This window comes from Thalassotalea sp. HSM 43, assembly GCF_004752005.1.
In the GTDB taxonomy this organism is placed as follows: Bacteria; Pseudomonadota; Gammaproteobacteria; order Enterobacterales; family Alteromonadaceae; genus Thalassotalea_A.
On the sequence record NZ_CP038493.1, the window covers coordinates 1926521 to 1943788 of the forward strand.

General features: G+C 42.5%; 20 protein-coding genes. 5 read left to right on the forward strand and 15 right to left on the reverse strand.

Annotation, left to right across the window (positions count from 1 at the left end):
- Positions 1–13 precede the first annotated feature (13 nt).
- The 12 genes from E2K93_RS08230 to E2K93_RS08285 all read right to left on the reverse strand — a co-directional run bounded on the left by E2K93_RS08230 (position 14) and on the right by E2K93_RS08285 (position 8782).
- Positions 14–223 carry a hypothetical protein gene (locus E2K93_RS08230; protein ID WP_135438639.1) on the reverse strand — a complete coding sequence of 70 codons (210 nt, stop codon included), beginning with the start codon at positions 221–223 and terminating at the stop codon, positions 14–16.
- 343 nt (positions 224–566) lie between these two features.
- Entirely contained in the window at positions 567–2096 is a 1530-nt protein-coding gene (locus E2K93_RS08235; RefSeq protein ID WP_135438640.1) for a serine hydrolase domain-containing protein, read from the reverse strand.
- A 56-nt stretch (positions 2097–2152) separates the two neighbouring features.
- Complete coding sequence (locus E2K93_RS08240) at positions 2153–2971, reverse strand: alpha/beta hydrolase (protein ID WP_228445581.1); 819 nt, start codon at positions 2969–2971, stop codon at positions 2153–2155.
- A gap of 73 nt (positions 2972–3044) precedes the next feature.
- Positions 3045–4094 carry an acyltransferase family protein gene (locus tag E2K93_RS08245; RefSeq protein WP_135438641.1) on the reverse strand — a complete coding sequence of 350 codons (1050 nt, stop codon included), beginning with the start codon at positions 4092–4094 and terminating at the stop codon, positions 3045–3047.
- A gap of 50 nt (positions 4095–4144) precedes the next feature.
- The gene (locus E2K93_RS08250; protein ID WP_135438642.1) at positions 4145–4498 is read right to left on the reverse strand and encodes a GFA family protein; all 354 of its coding nucleotides are present in this window, start codon (positions 4496–4498) and stop codon (positions 4145–4147) included.
- Between the two features lie 17 nt (positions 4499–4515).
- Positions 4516–5307, reverse strand: a complete 792-nt coding sequence (locus E2K93_RS08255; protein ID WP_135438643.1) for a polysaccharide deacetylase family protein — start codon at positions 5305–5307, stop codon at positions 4516–4518.
- A gap of 193 nt (positions 5308–5500) precedes the next feature.
- Positions 5501–5845 (reverse strand): hypothetical protein, encoded by a 345-nt coding sequence (locus E2K93_RS08260; RefSeq protein WP_135438644.1) that lies wholly within the window; start codon positions 5843–5845, stop codon positions 5501–5503.
- A gap of 129 nt (positions 5846–5974) precedes the next feature.
- Positions 5975–6292, reverse strand: coding sequence for a hypothetical protein (locus E2K93_RS08265; protein ID WP_135438645.1), 318 nt, complete (start codon positions 6290–6292; stop codon positions 5975–5977).
- A gap of 101 nt (positions 6293–6393) precedes the next feature.
- Positions 6394–6735 carry a hypothetical protein gene (locus tag E2K93_RS08270; protein ID WP_135438646.1) on the reverse strand — a complete coding sequence of 114 codons (342 nt, stop codon included), beginning with the start codon at positions 6733–6735 and terminating at the stop codon, positions 6394–6396.
- A gap of 80 nt (positions 6736–6815) precedes the next feature.
- Entirely contained in the window at positions 6816–7529 is a 714-nt protein-coding gene (locus tag E2K93_RS08275) for a hypothetical protein (RefSeq protein ID WP_135438647.1), read from the reverse strand.
- A gap of 152 nt (positions 7530–7681) precedes the next feature.
- The gene (locus tag E2K93_RS08280; RefSeq protein WP_135438648.1) at positions 7682–7903 is read right to left on the reverse strand and encodes a hypothetical protein; all 222 of its coding nucleotides are present in this window, start codon (positions 7901–7903) and stop codon (positions 7682–7684) included.
- Between the two features lie 465 nt (positions 7904–8368).
- A complete protein-coding gene (locus tag E2K93_RS08285) occupies positions 8369–8782 on the reverse strand; it encodes a hypothetical protein (protein WP_135438649.1) in 414 nt (137 codons plus the stop codon).
- Between the two features lie 251 nt (positions 8783–9033).
- Between E2K93_RS08285 and E2K93_RS08290 the strand changes: the two genes are divergently transcribed.
- Positions 9034–9999 carry an integron integrase gene (locus tag E2K93_RS08290; RefSeq protein ID WP_135438650.1) on the forward strand — a complete coding sequence of 322 codons (966 nt, stop codon included), beginning with the start codon at positions 9034–9036 and terminating at the stop codon, positions 9997–9999.
- 1 nt (position 10000) lies between these two features.
- On the opposite strand, the gene E2K93_RS08295 is transcribed toward E2K93_RS08290, so the two are convergent.
- The 3 genes from E2K93_RS08295 to E2K93_RS08305 form a co-directional block, all read right to left on the reverse strand.
- Entirely contained in the window at positions 10001–10447 is a 447-nt protein-coding gene (locus E2K93_RS08295) for a YaiI/YqxD family protein (RefSeq protein WP_135438651.1), read from the reverse strand.
- A 51-nt stretch (positions 10448–10498) separates the two neighbouring features.
- Positions 10499–11857 (reverse strand): bifunctional UDP-N-acetylglucosamine diphosphorylase/glucosamine-1-phosphate N-acetyltransferase GlmU, encoded by a 1359-nt coding sequence (gene glmU, locus E2K93_RS08300; protein WP_135438652.1) that lies wholly within the window; start codon positions 11855–11857, stop codon positions 10499–10501.
- 61 nt (positions 11858–11918) lie between these two features.
- Positions 11919–12770 carry a choice-of-anchor H family protein gene (locus tag E2K93_RS08305; RefSeq protein ID WP_135438653.1) on the reverse strand — a complete coding sequence of 284 codons (852 nt, stop codon included), beginning with the start codon at positions 12768–12770 and terminating at the stop codon, positions 11919–11921.
- Positions 12771–13034: 264 nt separating this feature from the next.
- Here E2K93_RS08305 and E2K93_RS08310 point away from each other — a divergent pair, with 264 nt between their 5' ends.
- The 4 genes from E2K93_RS08310 to E2K93_RS08325 all read left to right on the forward strand — a co-directional run bounded on the left by E2K93_RS08310 (position 13035) and on the right by E2K93_RS08325 (position 17253).
- On the forward strand, positions 13035–13316 hold the full coding sequence (locus tag E2K93_RS08310) for a PepSY domain-containing protein (RefSeq protein WP_135438654.1): 282 nt from the start codon (positions 13035–13037) through the stop codon (positions 13314–13316).
- A gap of 3 nt (positions 13317–13319) precedes the next feature.
- Entirely contained in the window at positions 13320–14021 is a 702-nt protein-coding gene (locus E2K93_RS08315; protein ID WP_135438655.1) for a response regulator transcription factor, read from the forward strand.
- Positions 14014–15342: a sensor histidine kinase gene (locus tag E2K93_RS08320; protein ID WP_135438656.1), complete on the forward strand. Its 1329-nt coding sequence runs from the start codon at positions 14014–14016 to the stop codon at positions 15340–15342. Before E2K93_RS08315 ends, E2K93_RS08320 begins: the two co-directional genes overlap by 8 nt.
- A gap of 183 nt (positions 15343–15525) precedes the next feature.
- Positions 15526–17253, forward strand: a complete 1728-nt coding sequence (locus E2K93_RS08325) for a DUF3300 domain-containing protein (RefSeq protein WP_135438657.1) — start codon at positions 15526–15528, stop codon at positions 17251–17253.
- The last annotated feature ends 15 nt before the right edge of the window (positions 17254–17268 follow it).

The window sequence follows — 17268 nt, forward strand, 5'->3', positions numbered from 1 at the left end:
TATCGTGGTCATATTAAGATTGATACCAAACGCTGATCACTAAAGTCGATGGAAACCAAGAACCACCGCTTTGCGACTGACTGATTTTGGTGATTTTAATATCCGGCTTTGATGCGAGCCAAAGATTGACCTCCGCTTCTAAGCCATCATCCGTCGCTGACTCACTGCTTGGCCAAAAGCCGCGTTTGGGTTTTAATAATTTAGTAAATATTTTCACTTCCATCTGCGATCAAACTCCGTGTTTAATAAAATAATGTGATTAACCGCGTGCCCGCTTAGCGGCACGTCGCACAATAAGGGCATGGATAAACGCCCAAATCATGGTTTCATATTGACACTTATTACTTCCCCTTCAATAACCACACTGGCCAAAAGCAGGTAACAAGGTTTTTGTATGTTTAACAACAATCAAATCCAAATAAGCTAAAATAACGCTCGGTTATTGCACTTGCGACGAATTAATATGTCGAACAAGCTGTCTTAAACAATAACGTTTTTGTATTCAAAGCCTAGCAAAAACAGATATTTATATCATCCATTAGACATATTCTGTTACCGATTTGTGGCTACTTACCCTTGGCTGTCGCCGTAAACTTAACTGCACGCTGACCATACAACTGAAAAGACTGATAATCATCCGCCGGCAAAAACGACAGCGTTACGCCAGTATTTACGTGGATAAAATCCAGTTGCTCGCCTGCGATAGGGGTCAGCATGTATTCATCACCATTGGGGAATATTAATGCGATTTGCTCGCTAGGTTGATCAAAACGAATGGCAACATCAATTTGCTTATTCCATTTATAGTCACCCGCTAAGCTCGCCAGCAGGTCGCGGTTAACCGCTTTACGCTGCACCTCAATTTGAGCAAATGAATGCCAGTCGTATACTGCCGCCGCCGACAACAGTAATTCGTTGCCGAGCTGACCGCCGTTATCTGAATTAATCAAATACACAAGACCATTGCCACTGGTTAAATCTAGGGTCATGCCGGTGCGATAACCCGCATTACCACCATAATGTGTGATAGAAAGACCACCACCGGTTTTATCAATAATAAAGCCATAAACTGAACCATCACGTTCGTCGTTTAACAACGACTCAATATCAGATTTAGCAAACAACTTACTGTTGCCTTGATACGCTTGGTAAATCTCAATCATAAACTTAGCCATATCAACCGAGTTACTCCATAAGCCCGCCGCCGCTTGCTCAGGGTAATTATGCCAACCACCGTCGATAACCTGACCTGCTTGATTGTAGCCCTTGGCAACCTTGCTAGATTTTGCTGCAGGTAAAGGTTGGGTAAAATCAGATTGCTGCATGGCCACAGGTGCTAAAATCCAGCGTTGCATAATATCGGCAAACGGCTTATCGAAGACATTTTGCAGTGCCAATTCAGCTAAGGTATAGGCACCACCGGAATAGGCCAATGTTTGGTTTGGCGCTGCGACAACCGCAATAGCAGGTGAATTAACCCCAGGGCTGCCTTTTAAAATGTCGCTGTCACTTGGTAGCGGCAGGTCTTGTACATAGCCCATGTAGCCACCGGGAGTTATGCCTGATGTATGGGCAAATATATTGCGCAAGGTGACAGGGTTGTCTTCTGATTGCGCCCCTGATGGCAAGGTAAAGTCGGTTAAATAGTCTTGAATGTTGTTGTCTAAATTGATCTTCCCCGCAGCTTGCATGCGCACCGCGGCCATAACCGTTACCGGCTTAGACAATGACGCTGCTTGAAATAGACTTTGACAGTCTAGGGGCTGTTGAGTGCTAAATTGGCTATTTTGGTAGGTGTCAGCCCAATCAATTTTGCCTTGCTTGATCAACGCAAGCGATAACGCTGGGATTTTGTACTCCGACATTTTATCACCAATGGTGCGCAACGATTCCGTCTCAGCCAGAAATTTAACCTTGCTGCGCAGGCCGTTATCCAGCTGATGTTTACCAACTAAGGCTTGAGAATTCAGTTCGCAGCCGGCTTTGACTGGCGACTTACTGGTCTTGGGGTGTGGTTCTGGTTGCTCAGTTTGTTGCAATGCAACAGCTGAATTTACCCACATTATTGTTAACCCGGTAACAACCCATTTGTTCATAACGGCTTCCTGTGCTTAATCTTTTTCTGCTGACTTGTCTGTTATACCGAATTCAATCAGGGTTTGCCATAAATCCAATCCAGCCCTTGAATCAAAGTAGTCGGAAACGCTGTCGCATGTTTAGCGTCATCTATAACAACAAACTTGAGCGTGATTTGTTCACCTGATTGTGCGGTTATCTTTTTAACCAATTGTTCAGCACCCGCAACCATGTCATTTTTGTTGCCAAATTCAGGCCGCTCTAAGCTACCAACAGCAACATAAACCTTGATTGGCGACGATGGCTTAATCACCTTGGCCACTAAAATGTCATGGTTATTAAACCAAACAGACGGGCTGCCCAAAATATAACTGGCAAACATGTCAGGGTGCTTAAACAATAGATATGCGCCCAACAAGCCCCCTAACGAGTTGCCAACAAACGTGCGCCTTTGCGACTGTGTGCGATAATTTTTCTCAATATAAGGGATTACATTATCGCGAATAAATAGTGCATGTTGCTCTGCATCACCGGTTTGCATTTTCCAATCAGAGGCTTTACTCGGGGTATAATCTCGAACCCTGCTAGTCGCGCCTTTAGAGCCTTTTGAATAAGAAACAGCAACAATAATGGCTTCTTCCATGCGACCAATATTCATTGGGTATCTAGTGGCACCAGAGGCAATTTGAAAACTGTACAATGCATCGGTTAAATAGATCACCGGGTAGTGATTGTCGGTATTGGCGTGATACGAGCGCGGCAACTTAATAAACAATGGATACGTTCGCGAGGTTGTCTCATCGTGTAACTCGACAACGGTACTTCTTGGCACTTCAAATCTCGGCTCGCTGGCACTAGCACTAACACTTGCAAAGCTATTGGCAGTCAAGCCCAACCAGCAAAACAACAAGCCAATGACACAAATAAGTGACTTCAATGATGATTCCTTTATAGCGTTATCCTCGAGCTTACACAGAGGCAGCGGCTTTAGTCGCCGCTTTATTGGCGGCGCGCTTTGCCGGCAAGTTTCGTATCCAAGTGGCGACCGGTTTCTCAAAGTATCGATGCGACATAAAAGCCGCGAAAATACTGAGCAATAAAGACAGTAGTAATTTTAACTCAACCGCCAGCGCGTATTGATTAACATGCGCGATGATGGGCATATGCAATAAGTACAATGAATACGATATTTTGCCAATAAAGTCACCAAATCGGTTGGCCAATAAAAGATTATTATTAGGCACCAAAAACACCAGACAAAAGAACACGCTACTCATCACCAATAACACTTCATAGCTTAGCCACATTTTACGTTTGGCATCGGTTGTCACCGGTGACAAGGCAGGGTACAACAGCGGTATTAAACACAGTGCCAAGATAAACCAATGGCTTTTCAGGTAATCGGGTACTTTTAACGAGTCATAATGCATCCCCATGATCACCCCAACAAAAAACAAGGGTAGGCTTCTAAGCACGTTGAATACATTGTAGGGCACACCATATACATCGCCATAAATACGGGGGAAGTTGGTTAAAAACAATAAAATCATCACCGCAATAATGGCCACATAAATATAGCCACGGCGACGTTTAGCAGCCAACCAAAACAGGAGAAAAACAAGATAAAATTGAATCTCTGGTGGGATAGACCAAAGTACGCTACCACCAAAGATAAACAACAAATGTGCTAATAAACTTTGTACATCGGGTATGTTATAAAGCAGTGGATTATCGGTTTGGGTTAAAATGTAAGAGCTCACCACTATCACCAAATAAAGCGGTAGCACTCGGCCTGCTCGAGCTAAAAAATAAGCCTGTATATTGGCCTTGTTACAGTCTTTACCAAAATACAGATAAGACATCAAAAAGCCACTTAAGAGGAAAAACAGCATCACTCCGTATGCACCAGAACCTCCACCTAAGATGCCACCTAGCCAATTAGTGATGTCACTAAAGTGGGTAAAAAAGACAATCAGTGCGGCGATCCCACGCAGTGAATTTAATTTTCTTATGTGCACGTGGTTCCCTTTGCTCAAATGTAGGTGAGTTATATTTTTACTTGGTTTGACTACAGCTCATTTCGGCCATCAAACTGGATAATCGCAAGTTCTCGTGGTTCAAGATCATCAACACAACCTAAGTTAATACGATAATAACCTGGTTGCTCCGTTGTATCATGAAACGGGTAAACACCACAGGTTTTACAAAAATAATGATTCACCTCCTCATCACCCCAATGATATATGGCAAGATTTGCTTTTTCAGACAGTAACTTAAAGTCACTAGGTGAGTAGCTTTGCTGCGACATAATGGCATTTTTGCGCAAGCAAATTGAACAATTACACTGTAATGCTGTAGTGATCTCATCACTTTGAAATTCAAATTGAACAGCCTTGCAATGACAACTTCCTTGATATTTCATTTTAAACCTCATTGCTGTTACTTTTTCGCACCAGTTTTTTCGCTGTGCTTGATGATATTGATGTATGTGTCGACGTAGTATATGTCGAGATTGCTGGCTAAATACTGCAGCATTTCCTCATGTGCTTGCTGACTAACCGCAGAATGATCGCCACCAACACCATGAAACAAAATGTTGAAGATTTGCGTGCCTTTATCGGCTTCTTGTTTAATACGTGCAATCAGTTTTTGCGCCGTAACGTTGTCGGGTGCCCACAACACAGCCGCACCATACGGCAGTTGTTCATGACCTTTTATGGCGACAAACATGGACTCGACATGGGGTAAGTAGTTTTCGCCGCTTACCTTTAGATCATTACACGGTGCGGTATAGGTGCGTTCGGTTTGACCATCAAGCGCCATCAGAAACCCGTTAGCAATGTTAATTTCGTCGATGATCTCGGCCAATTTATAGTTATCGAGGTTGTAGTAAGGTTTAACCCAGTCTCGGTTAGCAACCGAGGCACTGCATGGGTGGTATACAGTGTGGTTTCCAAGCTCATGGCCATCTTTTGCCACTTGTCGCCAATCAGCTAATCGCGAGATAAAAGCCTTAGATGATAAGGTTGGATAAAAAGACGCTTTCAGACCGTATTTATTAAGCGCTGGTAGGGCATGATCCAATTGACTACTTAACGCGTCATCATAGGACAAACTTATCGCCATGCGCTGATTTTTAGGCCAGCTGATATTTTCCAGTGCCAGTGTCTGCAAAGACAGAACAGACAATATTATTGCGATAACGCCGATAACCTTGTTGATAGTGTTCATGTGACTCCTATGTCTTAAGCGTCTATGTAATTAGCGCAGTGATATATCCGCGGACTGACTCAATGAATAACCACCTAAACAAACACCGACGAAATCTTCAATCTCTTTACCAGGAATGGTTTCGGTAGTTGAATAGATCATAGAACTTCCTTAAACATTTATAATCGATAAACCTTTGATAGATATTCTAAATTCATTCAACTCGAACTAGCTGGATACTCATGAGGCCATTACCCTGCATCAACGTATCCTCATCTATAATTGTCCATACATCTTCAGATTCTTTGCCTTTGAATACAAGATAACTTTTTGAACCTGACTCGCGAACAAAAATGTCATCAAATTCTGTGCGTTTGCCTTGCGACTCGATGTAATCAGCGCCAACCACAATTGATTCACTGCCTGCTATACCCGCAAAAGCGTTCAAAAACTCATTTGAAGAAACGGCCTTGCTCTGATATTCCCCTTCGTAGCCATGACCACAGCCAACAAGGGTTCCAATTAACGCCAATATTGACGCATATTTAATAAACTGCATTAAATAATCCTGAGTAGAGTTGAGTAATTTGAAAATTAGTACTCCTGTTAAGGAGCGGATAATATTTGGTTAAAATAACGAACGAAGTGAGAAAAAGCCAACAGTAAATTTTCTTGCTTTTTTAGCTTGTTAGTTGGCACTTGAGCTACGTTGCCAAATTTGTTGTTGATTGCTAAATTTTAAAACCAAGTTATCAGCTTTTAGGCTAACTATTTCTAATTTTTGAGTGTGAACTTTTTTGAATAAAGTTGTATGGATGGTTAACGAATTATTAGCAATTAACCATGTTCCGCTAGTTGAATATGATTGAGCCTCACACCAACCGCTTTTGGTACAACCATGCTCTTCTACTTCACAGTTGAAAGTACCATCATTTGCATAAGTACAGATTGACGTTTCTTTCCAGTCTTTGCCTTTTTCTACGTACTCCCAGGTACCTAATACCAAATCACTTTCACTTGCATAAATTAGCGAAGGTAAAAATATGAGAATAAATGTGAAAAATTTGATGGTAGAACTCCTTGTGCTAATTAACGCCTCATTAGGCGCTACTTTGTAAACTCACCTTTTAGTAACTTACCATCAGCCAGATCAATTGTGCATGTATAGCCTGCAAAATTATTAACGACAACCTGATGACCGTTTAAATCTAGACTAATAAAATGAACATAAGCATCTGTACTCTGAGTTGTAGGGTTTTCTGCTACCCATAAAATAGAGCCATCTTGTTTTATACTATGGAAATTTCGTGCAACTGAGTTTTGGTTAAACTCCATGTAGTCGAAAATAACTAAAATGCATTGTTCGAATTCCTTGGCTTCCAAAATTGAGTATGGCAGCTCAACAATGTTTCCATTAATCTCGATTCTATTTTTATTAATCTGAACCATCGAGTACGCCTAACGCTTCAATAAGAGGCGCGCTTTAGGGGGTCCTTCTTGTTTGATTTGTTAAATAATGTTTTGGCATGCTATTTGTCTTTATCTAGTTCAATAGATATCTTTTCTGAAAGGCCATCAATTCTCATTACGACATCATTAAATTCATGTATCTTTTCATCGACCAGTTTTATGGCAATTACAAATCTATTTGAGGTAATTTTGGTGAACGCTATATCTTGATTAATAATTTTTACATTCTCAATATCAGTAATTTGGAGAATCGCTGGGGCTGTGTGAGTCATGACGACATTGGCCTGGGTTTGCTCAAGGCGCTCTATTATTTCATACGCACGCTCAATTTCTTGAAGATCATCAATAATCTTATTATTCTTTATATACTTTATTTCACCGCTGGAAACCAACGTTTGGTAAACATTACTGCTTCTTCTGAAGTCCCCATAATCTATTAACCGCAATAGGACACCGGCCAACTCATCACTTCTATCACGACTATTTCCATTAATTATATTTTTTCCAGAGATGAATGCTTTTTTTCTATCTGCCGCATCAGCTGCTTCTTCTTTTAATATCGCTCTATCCTCTGCCAATTGAGCTTTGATGGCTTGATAATATTGACGTTCGACCTCATTGGATTGTCGAGATATATTCATATTATTAAAATGAAGAGCTACAAGAATGCCGATTACTATCAAAATTATTTCTCCGATAGCATACATCAAATACTTGCTAATATTTCTTTCATTAAGAAGGCTAAACTTAATTTTTTTTAGCTTTGATAACATTTAATTCAATCCAAATAAACGTTTTTAGAATTACTCGTAGTTGGGCATTTAACGCCTCAATATGAGGCTTTTAATAATTGGTTATAATGTGAAGCGAAGCGGAACACTACCAACGGTTAAAATTCCTGCTTAATTGGCTTGTTATAAGTAAATTAGTCACTTACCGCTATTTTTTCTTGAGAAACGTCATTTTTTAAAACGAGAATAGCGATATAAACTAAACCTAATGGTGGAATCAAAGATAAGAGAACACCAATAAAAGTCGCTAATTTTGGTGTTTGAGTTTTTCTCTTTCCCAGATAAAAGCTTAATGCTCCCACAACAATAATTGAAATGAGGATTATCTCGCCTATTAATGTTGCATTGATATTCATGACATAACTCCCTTTACTTATAACGCCCAAATAAGGGGCTGATAATTGTTGGCTATAATGTGCAGCGAAGCGGAACCGAGCCAACTGTTAGCAGTCCCGCTTAATTTGCTTTGTTATATGGCTATGTTAAACAAATGCTCTGGAATTATGGTTAGCAGTAGTACAACCATCATTGAGGATATTAATAATTTAACAGCCAACTTTTTATCTTGTTTAAGACTTTCAATTGAACTTACGAAATTAGGTTCATTTGATTTTATACGCAGATCATAAAAGCTACATGCCAATGCATAGCAAAAGTAGATAGTAGCCAATAACCAAGCACAAATCCCAATATAGTAAAATGCTTGGATGTATTGATCTTGTCTCAAATTTACACCTTTCCCTGCTTAGCCATATAACGCCGCAATAAGCGGAGAGTAATAGTTTGCTATAATGTGAAACGAAGTGGAACCGAGCAAACTGTTACGAATCCGACTTTATTGCCTTGTTATATTCTATTGGGTAAATGACCTCAATACCGCATTCTGCTCCATATGATCCAGTAACGTAGCTATCGGAAGATAAATCTGCACTAATCGAGTATGAAACAAAAACTTTATTATCTTCTTGGGTGGTTGCTAAGGGAATTAATAATTCAGGTTTGTCCCAATTATTCCCTTTTAATAGCAACGCACCATGAAATTTTTTGCCTTCAACTTTCGTTGGAAAGCTAACAGTAACAAAAAAATCAGAGCCGTATGCATCAACCGTAATGTTGATTAAGTCTTGATATTCATCGCTCCACTTTTTTAAGTCATCCTTAGCGACATAACAAGAGCTTGAATAACTTGAAGCACTATATAAAGCAAAAAATAGTAATAAGGCAAATCTTCTCAATTGTTGCACCAAACTCTGCATAGAATATAACAGTTTATTAGATGGCAAAATTCCATGTTTGCACGGGGGATAATTCCATCTATGTTTTGAAAGTAACACTTTACCTTTAATACTGCCCTTGTTTCAACATGTTAGGGGGTTGAATCCTTTCACCTTGGTGAAAGGCGGAAATTTTCCATGTTTCACGCATTTCTCGTTTTTTGCTGGTTGTCGCTATACTTTTAATTAAATTTATTAATCAGGTATCAAGGATGAAATCTGCTTTCTTAAAGCAAGTGTCTCGCCATATGTGGGCACGTCGCTATTCTAAAAAAACCATTGAAGCTTATTTGTATTGGATTCGTGGCTTTATTATTTTTCATGGTATGCAACACCCGCGCGATCTGCATGACGTTGAGGTTGAGCGGTTCTTGTCTTATTTGTCGAACAATCGCCATGTGGCACCACGCACACAAGCAATCGCGCTTAATGCCTTGGTGTATTTGTATAAGGACATCGTCGAAAAACCGTTAACATTGGACTTAAATTTTAATCGTTCGTGCAATCAATCAAAATTACCTACGGTATTAACCAGGCAGGAAGTTGTGGCGTTTTTTCGGGCGCTTTCACCACGCTATAGCCTGCATTGCCAGTTATTATATGGCAGTGGTTTGCGGCTAATGGAGTTGGTTCGACTCAGAGTTCAAGACATCGATTTTGATTATTATTCGGTACAGGTATGGAATGGTAAAGGTGGCAAACATCGCAGAGTTACCCTTGCCAAAGAGTTGGTTCGGCCGTTAAAGCAGCAAATTGAGGCGGTGCGATTAAAGTTTAATTTAGACCAAAACAATATCGACTTTGCTGGTGTTTGGTTGCCCCATGCGTTAGTGAAAAAATACCCTAGAGCAGCCAAGGAGTTTCGCTGGCAGTTTTTATTTCCGTCAACTAGGTTAAGCACCGATCCTGAGCAAGGGGTTTTGCGCCGTCATCATATCGATGCCAGCTGCATTCAAAAGGCGGTTAGGGCAGCGGCCAATAATGCCGCATTGGAGAAAAAGGTGACATGTCATACCCTGCGCCATTCTTTTGCCACCCATTTGTTAGAACGCGGCGCAGATATTCGTACCGTGCAAGAGCAACTCGGTCACAGCGATGTGCGCACCACACAGATATATACCCATGTCATTGATAGGGGCGCCAGTGGAGTGCTTAGCCCGTTATCAGATCTACTTTAGGCTAGCTATGTTGCTGCAAATAACGATCGAGATGATCGGCAAAGGCCTTTTTGTCGCTGGCATTTAGCGGCGGTGGCCCTGAAGTTTGCACGCCACTGGCACGCATGGTGTCCAAAAAGTCGCGAATATTTAGGCGCGATTTGATGTTGGCCTTGGTAAATAATTCACCTCGAGGGCTAAGGGCGGTAGCCCCTTTGTCGATCACTTCATCAGCCAGCGGAATGTCACTGGTGATCACCAAATCATTGGCTTGTACACGTTTAACAATTTCGTCATCAGCGACATCAAAGCCAGCACTGACTTGCACGCTGGATATGTATTTTGATGGTGGTGTTTTCAAATAATGATTGGCCAACAAAGTCAGCTGTATTTGTCGTCGGTCAGCGGCGCGAAATAATATCTCTTTAATCGCTACCGGGCAGGCATCAGCATCAACCCAAATCGCCATATCTGGCTCCTTAAAAAAAGACCAGCAATTGCCGGTCTTTATACGCTATTACTATTTTTTAGTCGGGCGTGGCCAACTTTGAATATTACGCTGCTTGGCACGGGCAACAGCCAAGGCATCATCTTCAACGTCTTTGGCAATGGTCGAACCGGCGCCAGTGGTTGCCATTTCACCTATGGTTACTGGCGCCACAAGTGACGCATTTGAACCAATAAAGGCACCATCTTTAATGATGGTTTTTGATTTATTAACGCCATCGTAGTTACAGGTGATGGTACCAGCACCAATATTGACATTCTTACCCACCTCGGTATCACCAAGGTAGGTTAGGTGACCCGCTTTCGAGCCTTCGCCCATGGTGGTTTTCTTCATTTCAACAAAGTTGCCAACATGAGAGTCAGGCTTCATTTCGCTACCTGGGCGAATGCGCGCAAATGGCCCCACTGAACAGCCTTCACCAATAACCGCATTCTCGACAATGGTGTTTGGCTTGATAACCGCACCTTGTTTGATATGGGAGTTAATGATGATGCTATTGGCACCAATTTGTACATTATCAGCTAAGGTAACATTGCCTTCGAAAATACAGTTTACATCGATGTCGACTTCGGTGCCGACACTCAAGGTGCCACGCACATCAATGCGGCTTGGGTCACGCAAGCTGGCACCGGCGATCATCAACGCTTCGGCCTGACGGGCTTGATAGGCGCGCTCTAAATTCGCCAATTGCACTCGGTTATTGGCACCTTCTACTTCAATTTCAGTGTCTGGGTGCGCTGTTGCAATGCTTTTGCCTTCAGAATGCGCCATGGCAATGATGTCGGTTAGGTAGTATTCGCCTTGGGCGTTGTCGTTCGACAAATTACCTAACCAGCGTTTTAAGTCGCCGCCATTGGCAAGCAAGATACCGGTGTTACATTCATCAATAAGTAATTGCTCAGGGTTAGCGTCTTTTTGTTCAACAATGCCAACCACTTCGCCATTTAGGCGAACAATACGGCCATAGCCAGTTGGGTTGTTAAGCTTAACGGTCAATAACCCCATGCCATCATCTGGTTTCGCAGCAATCAATTTCTCTAAGGTAGAGACCTTCGTTAATGGCACGTCACCGTACAATACCAAAACGTCTTCGTCGTCTTTAACAAATGGTGATGCCATATCAACCGCATGACCGGTTCCAAGCTGATCAGCTTGTTCAACAAAGGTCAAATCATCGCCGTTTATTTGCGCTTTTAACACCTCGCCGCCAAAACCATATACGAGGTAAATGTTATCGGCGTCTACCGCTCGGGCTGAGTCAATAACGTGCTCGACCATGGATTGATGCGCTACTTTGTGCAGCACTTTTGGAAGTGAAGAGCGCATGCGGGTACCTTTACCCGCAGCAAGGATAACGACTGAAAGTGACATTGATTGATCCGTTTATTGTTATATCTGGCCTTATTTTACTCGTTGGTGCCGTTAATTTCTATTAAAGATCGGTGATAAATCGGCTTACAAGTAAAGAAAACAACGATAACAGCACCATTATGCCCATACTGCCACCGTCATCATGATGGTCGTGATGATGATCATGGTAGTCGTCATATTCATCGTATTCGTAACTTTCTAATGGTAAGGCATACAGGCTGTCGCTATCGTCACTGCTGTAGCTCGCCACCAAATAACCATGATCACTGTCATACAACTCAATTAAGATATCGTAATAATCTGGGTAATAGCCTTCATCAAGTTCGGTATACACTTCGTAGGCATCTTCGCTATCGCTGCCAATAATAATAAAGTCATCGGTGGTGTAATAATGCTCCCATGGTCCATTGCTTTCACGAATAAACATCACCGCATAAACACCGACGGCCATATCTTCAGGGCCCGAGGTCAGGTCGGCATCAAAAATCACCGAAAAGCTTTGGTAGTAGCCGTCGTAGTCATAATCATCAAATAACTCACTATAGGCATCGTAAATGGTAAAGCTGTTGTAATGGTTTACTTGGCTGCTGCGAATTACCACCTTGTTGCTATCAACTAGGTTACCGGTTTGATTATCGCTATTAAGCGCTGCCGGTTGACGCATTAATGGGGCCGGTAGGTTTTGCTTATTCTTTTTCGCGTTGATCAGCGTTTTACGCACCTCGGCGTTCATGGTATTGGCAAAACCAGACACCGAATGTTGCTGCGCCGGCTTAGTGTGTTCGGTTTCGTTGGCCACCGCTTTATTGACCATCAGCAGCACATTGATGACGACTAACAACATCATCAGCTTAAGTAGGGTAAAAAAGAACGTTTCCGTGGCATTCAAATTTTTTGGTGTTTTAAAAAGCATATCAGCCTCTTTTTTGTTTTCCGGGGTTTTAAGTTCATTAAACACACTTGTCACTTAACCGAATCTGAACGCAAAACTGACATTTTATTCAGCTAACGTTCAGCTTTATTGGCCTAGGCTAAGCTCATTTAATGCCGGTCATAAAAGGCTTTTGAATCCAAAGGTTTATTTAAGTCCTTGCATCTTTTACACTTGAAACCAATGGTCAGTGAAATCACCACTGAGCAAACAAGTGAACCACGAAGATTGAAAAGGTGTAGATTGATGAAATTTTTGCTGTTGAGTTTGGTGTTGTTGGCGGTTAATGCCATGGCGATCACGCCAGCGGCTGCCAAGAACAAAAACGCTCATCATTTTGTTTTGGTTAACAACAATAAAGTGACGTCAAAACAGCAAGCCGCCAACATGGTGAAAAAACGCTATGGTGGCAAAGTACTGGGCGTGCAAAGCGTCAAGGGCAGAGCCTACCGAGTTAAATTACTCACCAATGATGGTCATGTAATTTACGTTACGGTGGATGCCAAAACCGGAAAAATCTCAAGGTGATCAATGCGTTTACTGTTAGTTGAAGACGATCAACAATTACAACAACAATTAGCGGAACATTTGCAAGGCGCAGGCTTTAGTGTTGATGTTGCCGACGACGGTAAAGTGGGCTTATTTCAAGCCTGTGAATACCCTTATGATGCTGCCATTATTGATGTTGGCTTACCGTTTATTGACGGTATCACGCTGATTCAAACCTTGCGTAAGCAACAAATTAACTTTCCTATATTAATACTTACCGCCCGAGATCATTGGCAAGACCGTGTTGCCGGCTTAGATGCGGGCGCCGATGACTATCTTGCTAAACCGTTTGTGTTAGAAGAGTTATTGGCCAGGTTAAATGCACTGATTCGACGCAGTGTCGGTCAAGCCAGTCCGGTCATCAATAATGGTCCGTTGGCGATCAACACCAAATCACAACAAGTAAGCGTTAATCAAGACGCGGTTAATTTAAGCAGCAGCGAATATCGTTTGCTTGAGTATTTGTTTTTGCACATTGGTGAGGTGAGCTCCAAAGCCGAACTGACCGAGCATATATACAACGAAGACTTTGATCTGGATTCCAACGTTATCGAAGTGTTTATTCGCCGCTTGCGTAAAAAGCTCGACCCAGATAACCAATATGGCTTTATCGAAACCATGCGTGGTCAAGGGTATAAGTTGGTTAACCTAGATACTAACGACAGCAAGGGCAGCAATGGCTAACGCTAGCAGCTATTTTGCCTCGTTATCGTCACGCATCTTATTATCCGCGGTATTGCTGGTTTTGGTGATGGTGCCAAGTTTGGCGTTATTGCTCAACAGCGTGGTCGAACAACAACTGCAACAAGCCAGTGACGATGAGATGGTGGCCTTAAACTATGGCATTCTCGCCGTTGCTGAAGTCGATAATCAACAACTGTTTATGCCCGACCAACTGCCGGATCCTAACTTTAATTTGGCCGATTCAGGCCAATACGCGGTGATAAGCCAAGGTCAGAATATTTTGTGGCAATCGCAATCGATGTTAGCAGGCGATATGCCCAGCGCATTGCCAACGCCGCCATTAGGCAACTCTGAATTTAGCCAATTGATGTTTAAAGACAGCAACTATCGCAGTCACAGTTTTACCGTCAGTTTTGTCAGTGATGAGCAAGAATTTCAATTAACCGTGCATATCTTTAAAGACCTAACGCCATTGCAGCAACGTTTAGCGGTGTTTCAGCAAAAGCTGTTTTTATGGGGTGCGGTGACCTTAGCGGTATTGTTACTGCTGCAATTTGTTTATTTAAAGTGGGCTCTATCGCCGGTGCGCCGTTTGCGTCGCGAAGTAATCAAAGTCGAAAAAGGCGAGCAAAATCAATTAAATGGTGACTATCCAACCGAATTACAGCAAGTCGCCGAACAGCTTAATGGTTTGATTAAAAGCTTACACCATCAGCAAAAGCGCTTTGCTAATGCACTATCCGATCTGGCCCATAGCTTAAAAACCCCCTTGGCGGTATTGGCCACCAACGACAAACTTGATGCCAGTGCCAATCGGCAATTATCGTCGATGGCGGATATTATCGAACATCAGTTAAAACGTGCGCAAAGCAGCGGCCAAATTGGTTGGCACGTAAGTGTCAATATCAGTGAAACCGTTGAAAAGCTGGTGCGTACCATGAATAAAATCTACGCCGATAAAGAGCTGCATATTGAACAACACCTAGACAGCAACGCCAGCTTTAAAGGTGATCAACGTGATCTTATGGAAATGCTGGGCAATTTACTGGATAACGCCTGCAAGGCCGCCAACAAAAACGTGCGCATTTCGCTAAGCCAAAGCTCAGGCATAATCATCGCCTTTGAAGACGATGGCGTTGGTATTGCCCCTGAACAACAGCAGGCGATATTAAAACGTGGTGTAAGAGCCGACAGTTATGACAGCGGTCATGGTATTGGCCTTGCTATTGTCCGCGATCTTATCGACAGTTATGGTGGTACGCTGCGCATCAGCGATAGCGAACAACTCGCCGGCGCCAAATTTGAGATACATCTGCCATAAACCGCTCGTCCGGTAAATCCATATTATCAACAGTCATTTCTCTGCCAATATTGGCATTTATTGTTAAAAATCCTCTATTTAGTCGCGAAACTGAACGTTTATAGCCTGCTTTGTTCAGATTACGTTCAGCTTGCTGTTTTTATAATGACTATCAAATATCAAAAATAGGCGAGGCGAACGACAATGAAACGTTTACTCAACTCATATTTGCCCATACTCTTTCTTAGCCTGATTGTGATGGCCAGCCCATTACGTGCGATTGAGCAAAGTGCAGACTATAAACCGTACACCGGTGCTGAGCTGGAACAAATGCTAGCACCTATCGCTCTGTATCCAGATTCGGTATTAACCCATATTCTGGTGGCCTCGACGTATCCTATCGAAGTGATCCAAGCCGAACGTTATGTCAGAGAAAACCCCAATGCCAGTCAACAACAATTGATTGAGCAGGGCGAGAAAATGCAATGGGATCCAAGCGTCATTGCGTTAATGCCATTTGCTGACATTTTAAAGAAAATGAGCGAAGAGCTGACGTGGACCGAGCAATTAGGTAATGCCTTTTTAGCCTCGGAAGAACAAGTGTTAGCGGCGGTACAGCGGTTACGTAAAAAAGCCCTAAATGCCGGTACTTTTGATGACATGGAAAACATGCAAATCAGCCAAGAGCAACAAAACATTGTCATTCAACCGGTGCAAAAAGAAATCGTCTATGTGCCTTATTATGATACCCGGGTGGTTTACGGCCACTGGTACTGGCCTGATTACCCACCGGTTTATTGGTCACATCATTCACGTCATTACGTGCATCACTACACACCATTTTACTATTACCCAGCGGTGCATATTTCAGATGGTTGGTTTATTTTCGGCTTTAGCTGGAACTATCATCACGTGGTGGTACACAATCATCATCACCATTCTTATTACTATCGCCACTATCACAAAAGCCATCATGGTAAAGGTCACCATAACAAGCACAAGTCTAGCTCGAGCCATGGTAAATACGCCAAAGGCCATAACAAGCACAAGTCCAGCTCGAGCCATGGCAATTACGCCAAAGGCCATAACAAACACAAGTCCAGCAGTAGCCAAGATAATTACGCCAAAAGCAATGGTGGTTATAAAGGCACCAGCAACACCAAAGGGGATTATCAACGCTGGCAGCATAACAGTAAAAATCGCCGCGGTGTTGCCTATCAAAATCAGCGGGTTGCAACCAAGTATGGGGTAAAACGTCCAGGCAAAGCCGAGCTTAAAAATCAGTTGCATGTAGCCAACGGTGAACGTTATCGCGGTGTCTCAAATAACGCCAATGCGACAAAAAATATGGCAACCAATAACGTGAAAAATGGAACTAATAAGGGTAAACGCAATCCTAGCAAAGAGTACCAACAGTTTTATGACAAGGTTCGAAAAGACCGAGCAACGCAGCAAGTCAGGACCAAACAAAGTCAACGCCATAAGCTTGATCAGCAAAGCAAAGGGTTAAATAGCAATCGAGATCAGAATACGGTTTATGGCAAAGCCAGTGGCAATAAATCAACAACTTATAACAACAGATTGACGAATTCCCACCGACAGTCCGGGGAAAGACAAAGCGATAAAGCGCGCGGTGGGGTTCGTCCTCCTAACACCAGCAACAGCTACAGTAACAATAAAGCCAAGCTGAATAACAAAGGCAGTGTCTATACCTCACAGCAAAAACGCAGTATTGCTCGCTATGAGCATGCTGCCCCTAAAACGGGCAAAAGCTACAGCAGTAAAAAAAGCAGCGGCTATAGCTCAAAAAGCACACGGGTGAGCAAAAATATTTCTAAAGTCTCATCGTATAAAAGCAAAGGCAGCAGTCGCAGTTTTAAATCATCGTCGCCAAAACGCTCGGCATCGAAGTCATCAAGCAAACGCCGTTAAGGCAACCAATTGCAA

Coding starts and splice junctions, on each gene's coding strand:
- E2K93_RS08295 (WP_135438651.1), bottom strand. CDS start 10,447: ATGGCGATTTGGGTTGATGCTGATGCCTGCCCGGTAGCGATTAAAGAG.
- E2K93_RS08315 (WP_135438655.1), top strand. CDS start 13,320: ATGCGTTTACTGTTAGTTGAAGACGATCAACAATTACAACAACAATTA.
- E2K93_RS08275 (WP_135438647.1), bottom strand. CDS start 7,529: ATGTTATCAAAGCTAAAAAAAATTAAGTTTAGCCTTCTTAATGAAAGA.
- E2K93_RS08270 (WP_135438646.1), bottom strand. CDS start 6,735: ATGGTTCAGATTAATAAAAATAGAATCGAGATTAATGGAAACATTGTT.
- E2K93_RS08305 (WP_135438653.1), bottom strand. CDS start 12,770: ATGCTTTTTAAAACACCAAAAAATTTGAATGCCACGGAAACGTTCTTT.
- E2K93_RS08255 (WP_135438643.1), bottom strand. CDS start 5,307: ATGAACACTATCAACAAGGTTATCGGCGTTATCGCAATAATATTGTCT.
- E2K93_RS08260 (WP_135438644.1), bottom strand. CDS start 5,845: ATGCAGTTTATTAAATATGCGTCAATATTGGCGTTAATTGGAACCCTT.
- E2K93_RS08280 (WP_135438648.1), bottom strand. CDS start 7,903: ATGAATATCAATGCAACATTAATAGGCGAGATAATCCTCATTTCAATT.
- E2K93_RS08250 (WP_135438642.1), bottom strand. CDS start 4,498: ATGAAATATCAAGGAAGTTGTCATTGCAAGGCTGTTCAATTTGAATTT.
- E2K93_RS08230 (WP_135438639.1), bottom strand. CDS start 223: ATGGAAGTGAAAATATTTACTAAATTATTAAAACCCAAACGCGGCTTT.
- E2K93_RS08235 (WP_135438640.1), bottom strand. CDS start 2,096: ATGAACAAATGGGTTGTTACCGGGTTAACAATAATGTGGGTAAATTCA.
- E2K93_RS08290 (WP_135438650.1), top strand. CDS start 9,034: ATGAAATCTGCTTTCTTAAAGCAAGTGTCTCGCCATATGTGGGCACGT.
- E2K93_RS08325 (WP_135438657.1), top strand. CDS start 15,526: ATGAAACGTTTACTCAACTCATATTTGCCCATACTCTTTCTTAGCCTG.
- E2K93_RS08320 (WP_135438656.1), top strand. CDS start 14,014: ATGGCTAACGCTAGCAGCTATTTTGCCTCGTTATCGTCACGCATCTTA.
- glmU (WP_135438652.1), bottom strand. CDS start 11,857: ATGTCACTTTCAGTCGTTATCCTTGCTGCGGGTAAAGGTACCCGCATG.
- E2K93_RS08310 (WP_135438654.1), top strand. CDS start 13,035: ATGAAATTTTTGCTGTTGAGTTTGGTGTTGTTGGCGGTTAATGCCATG.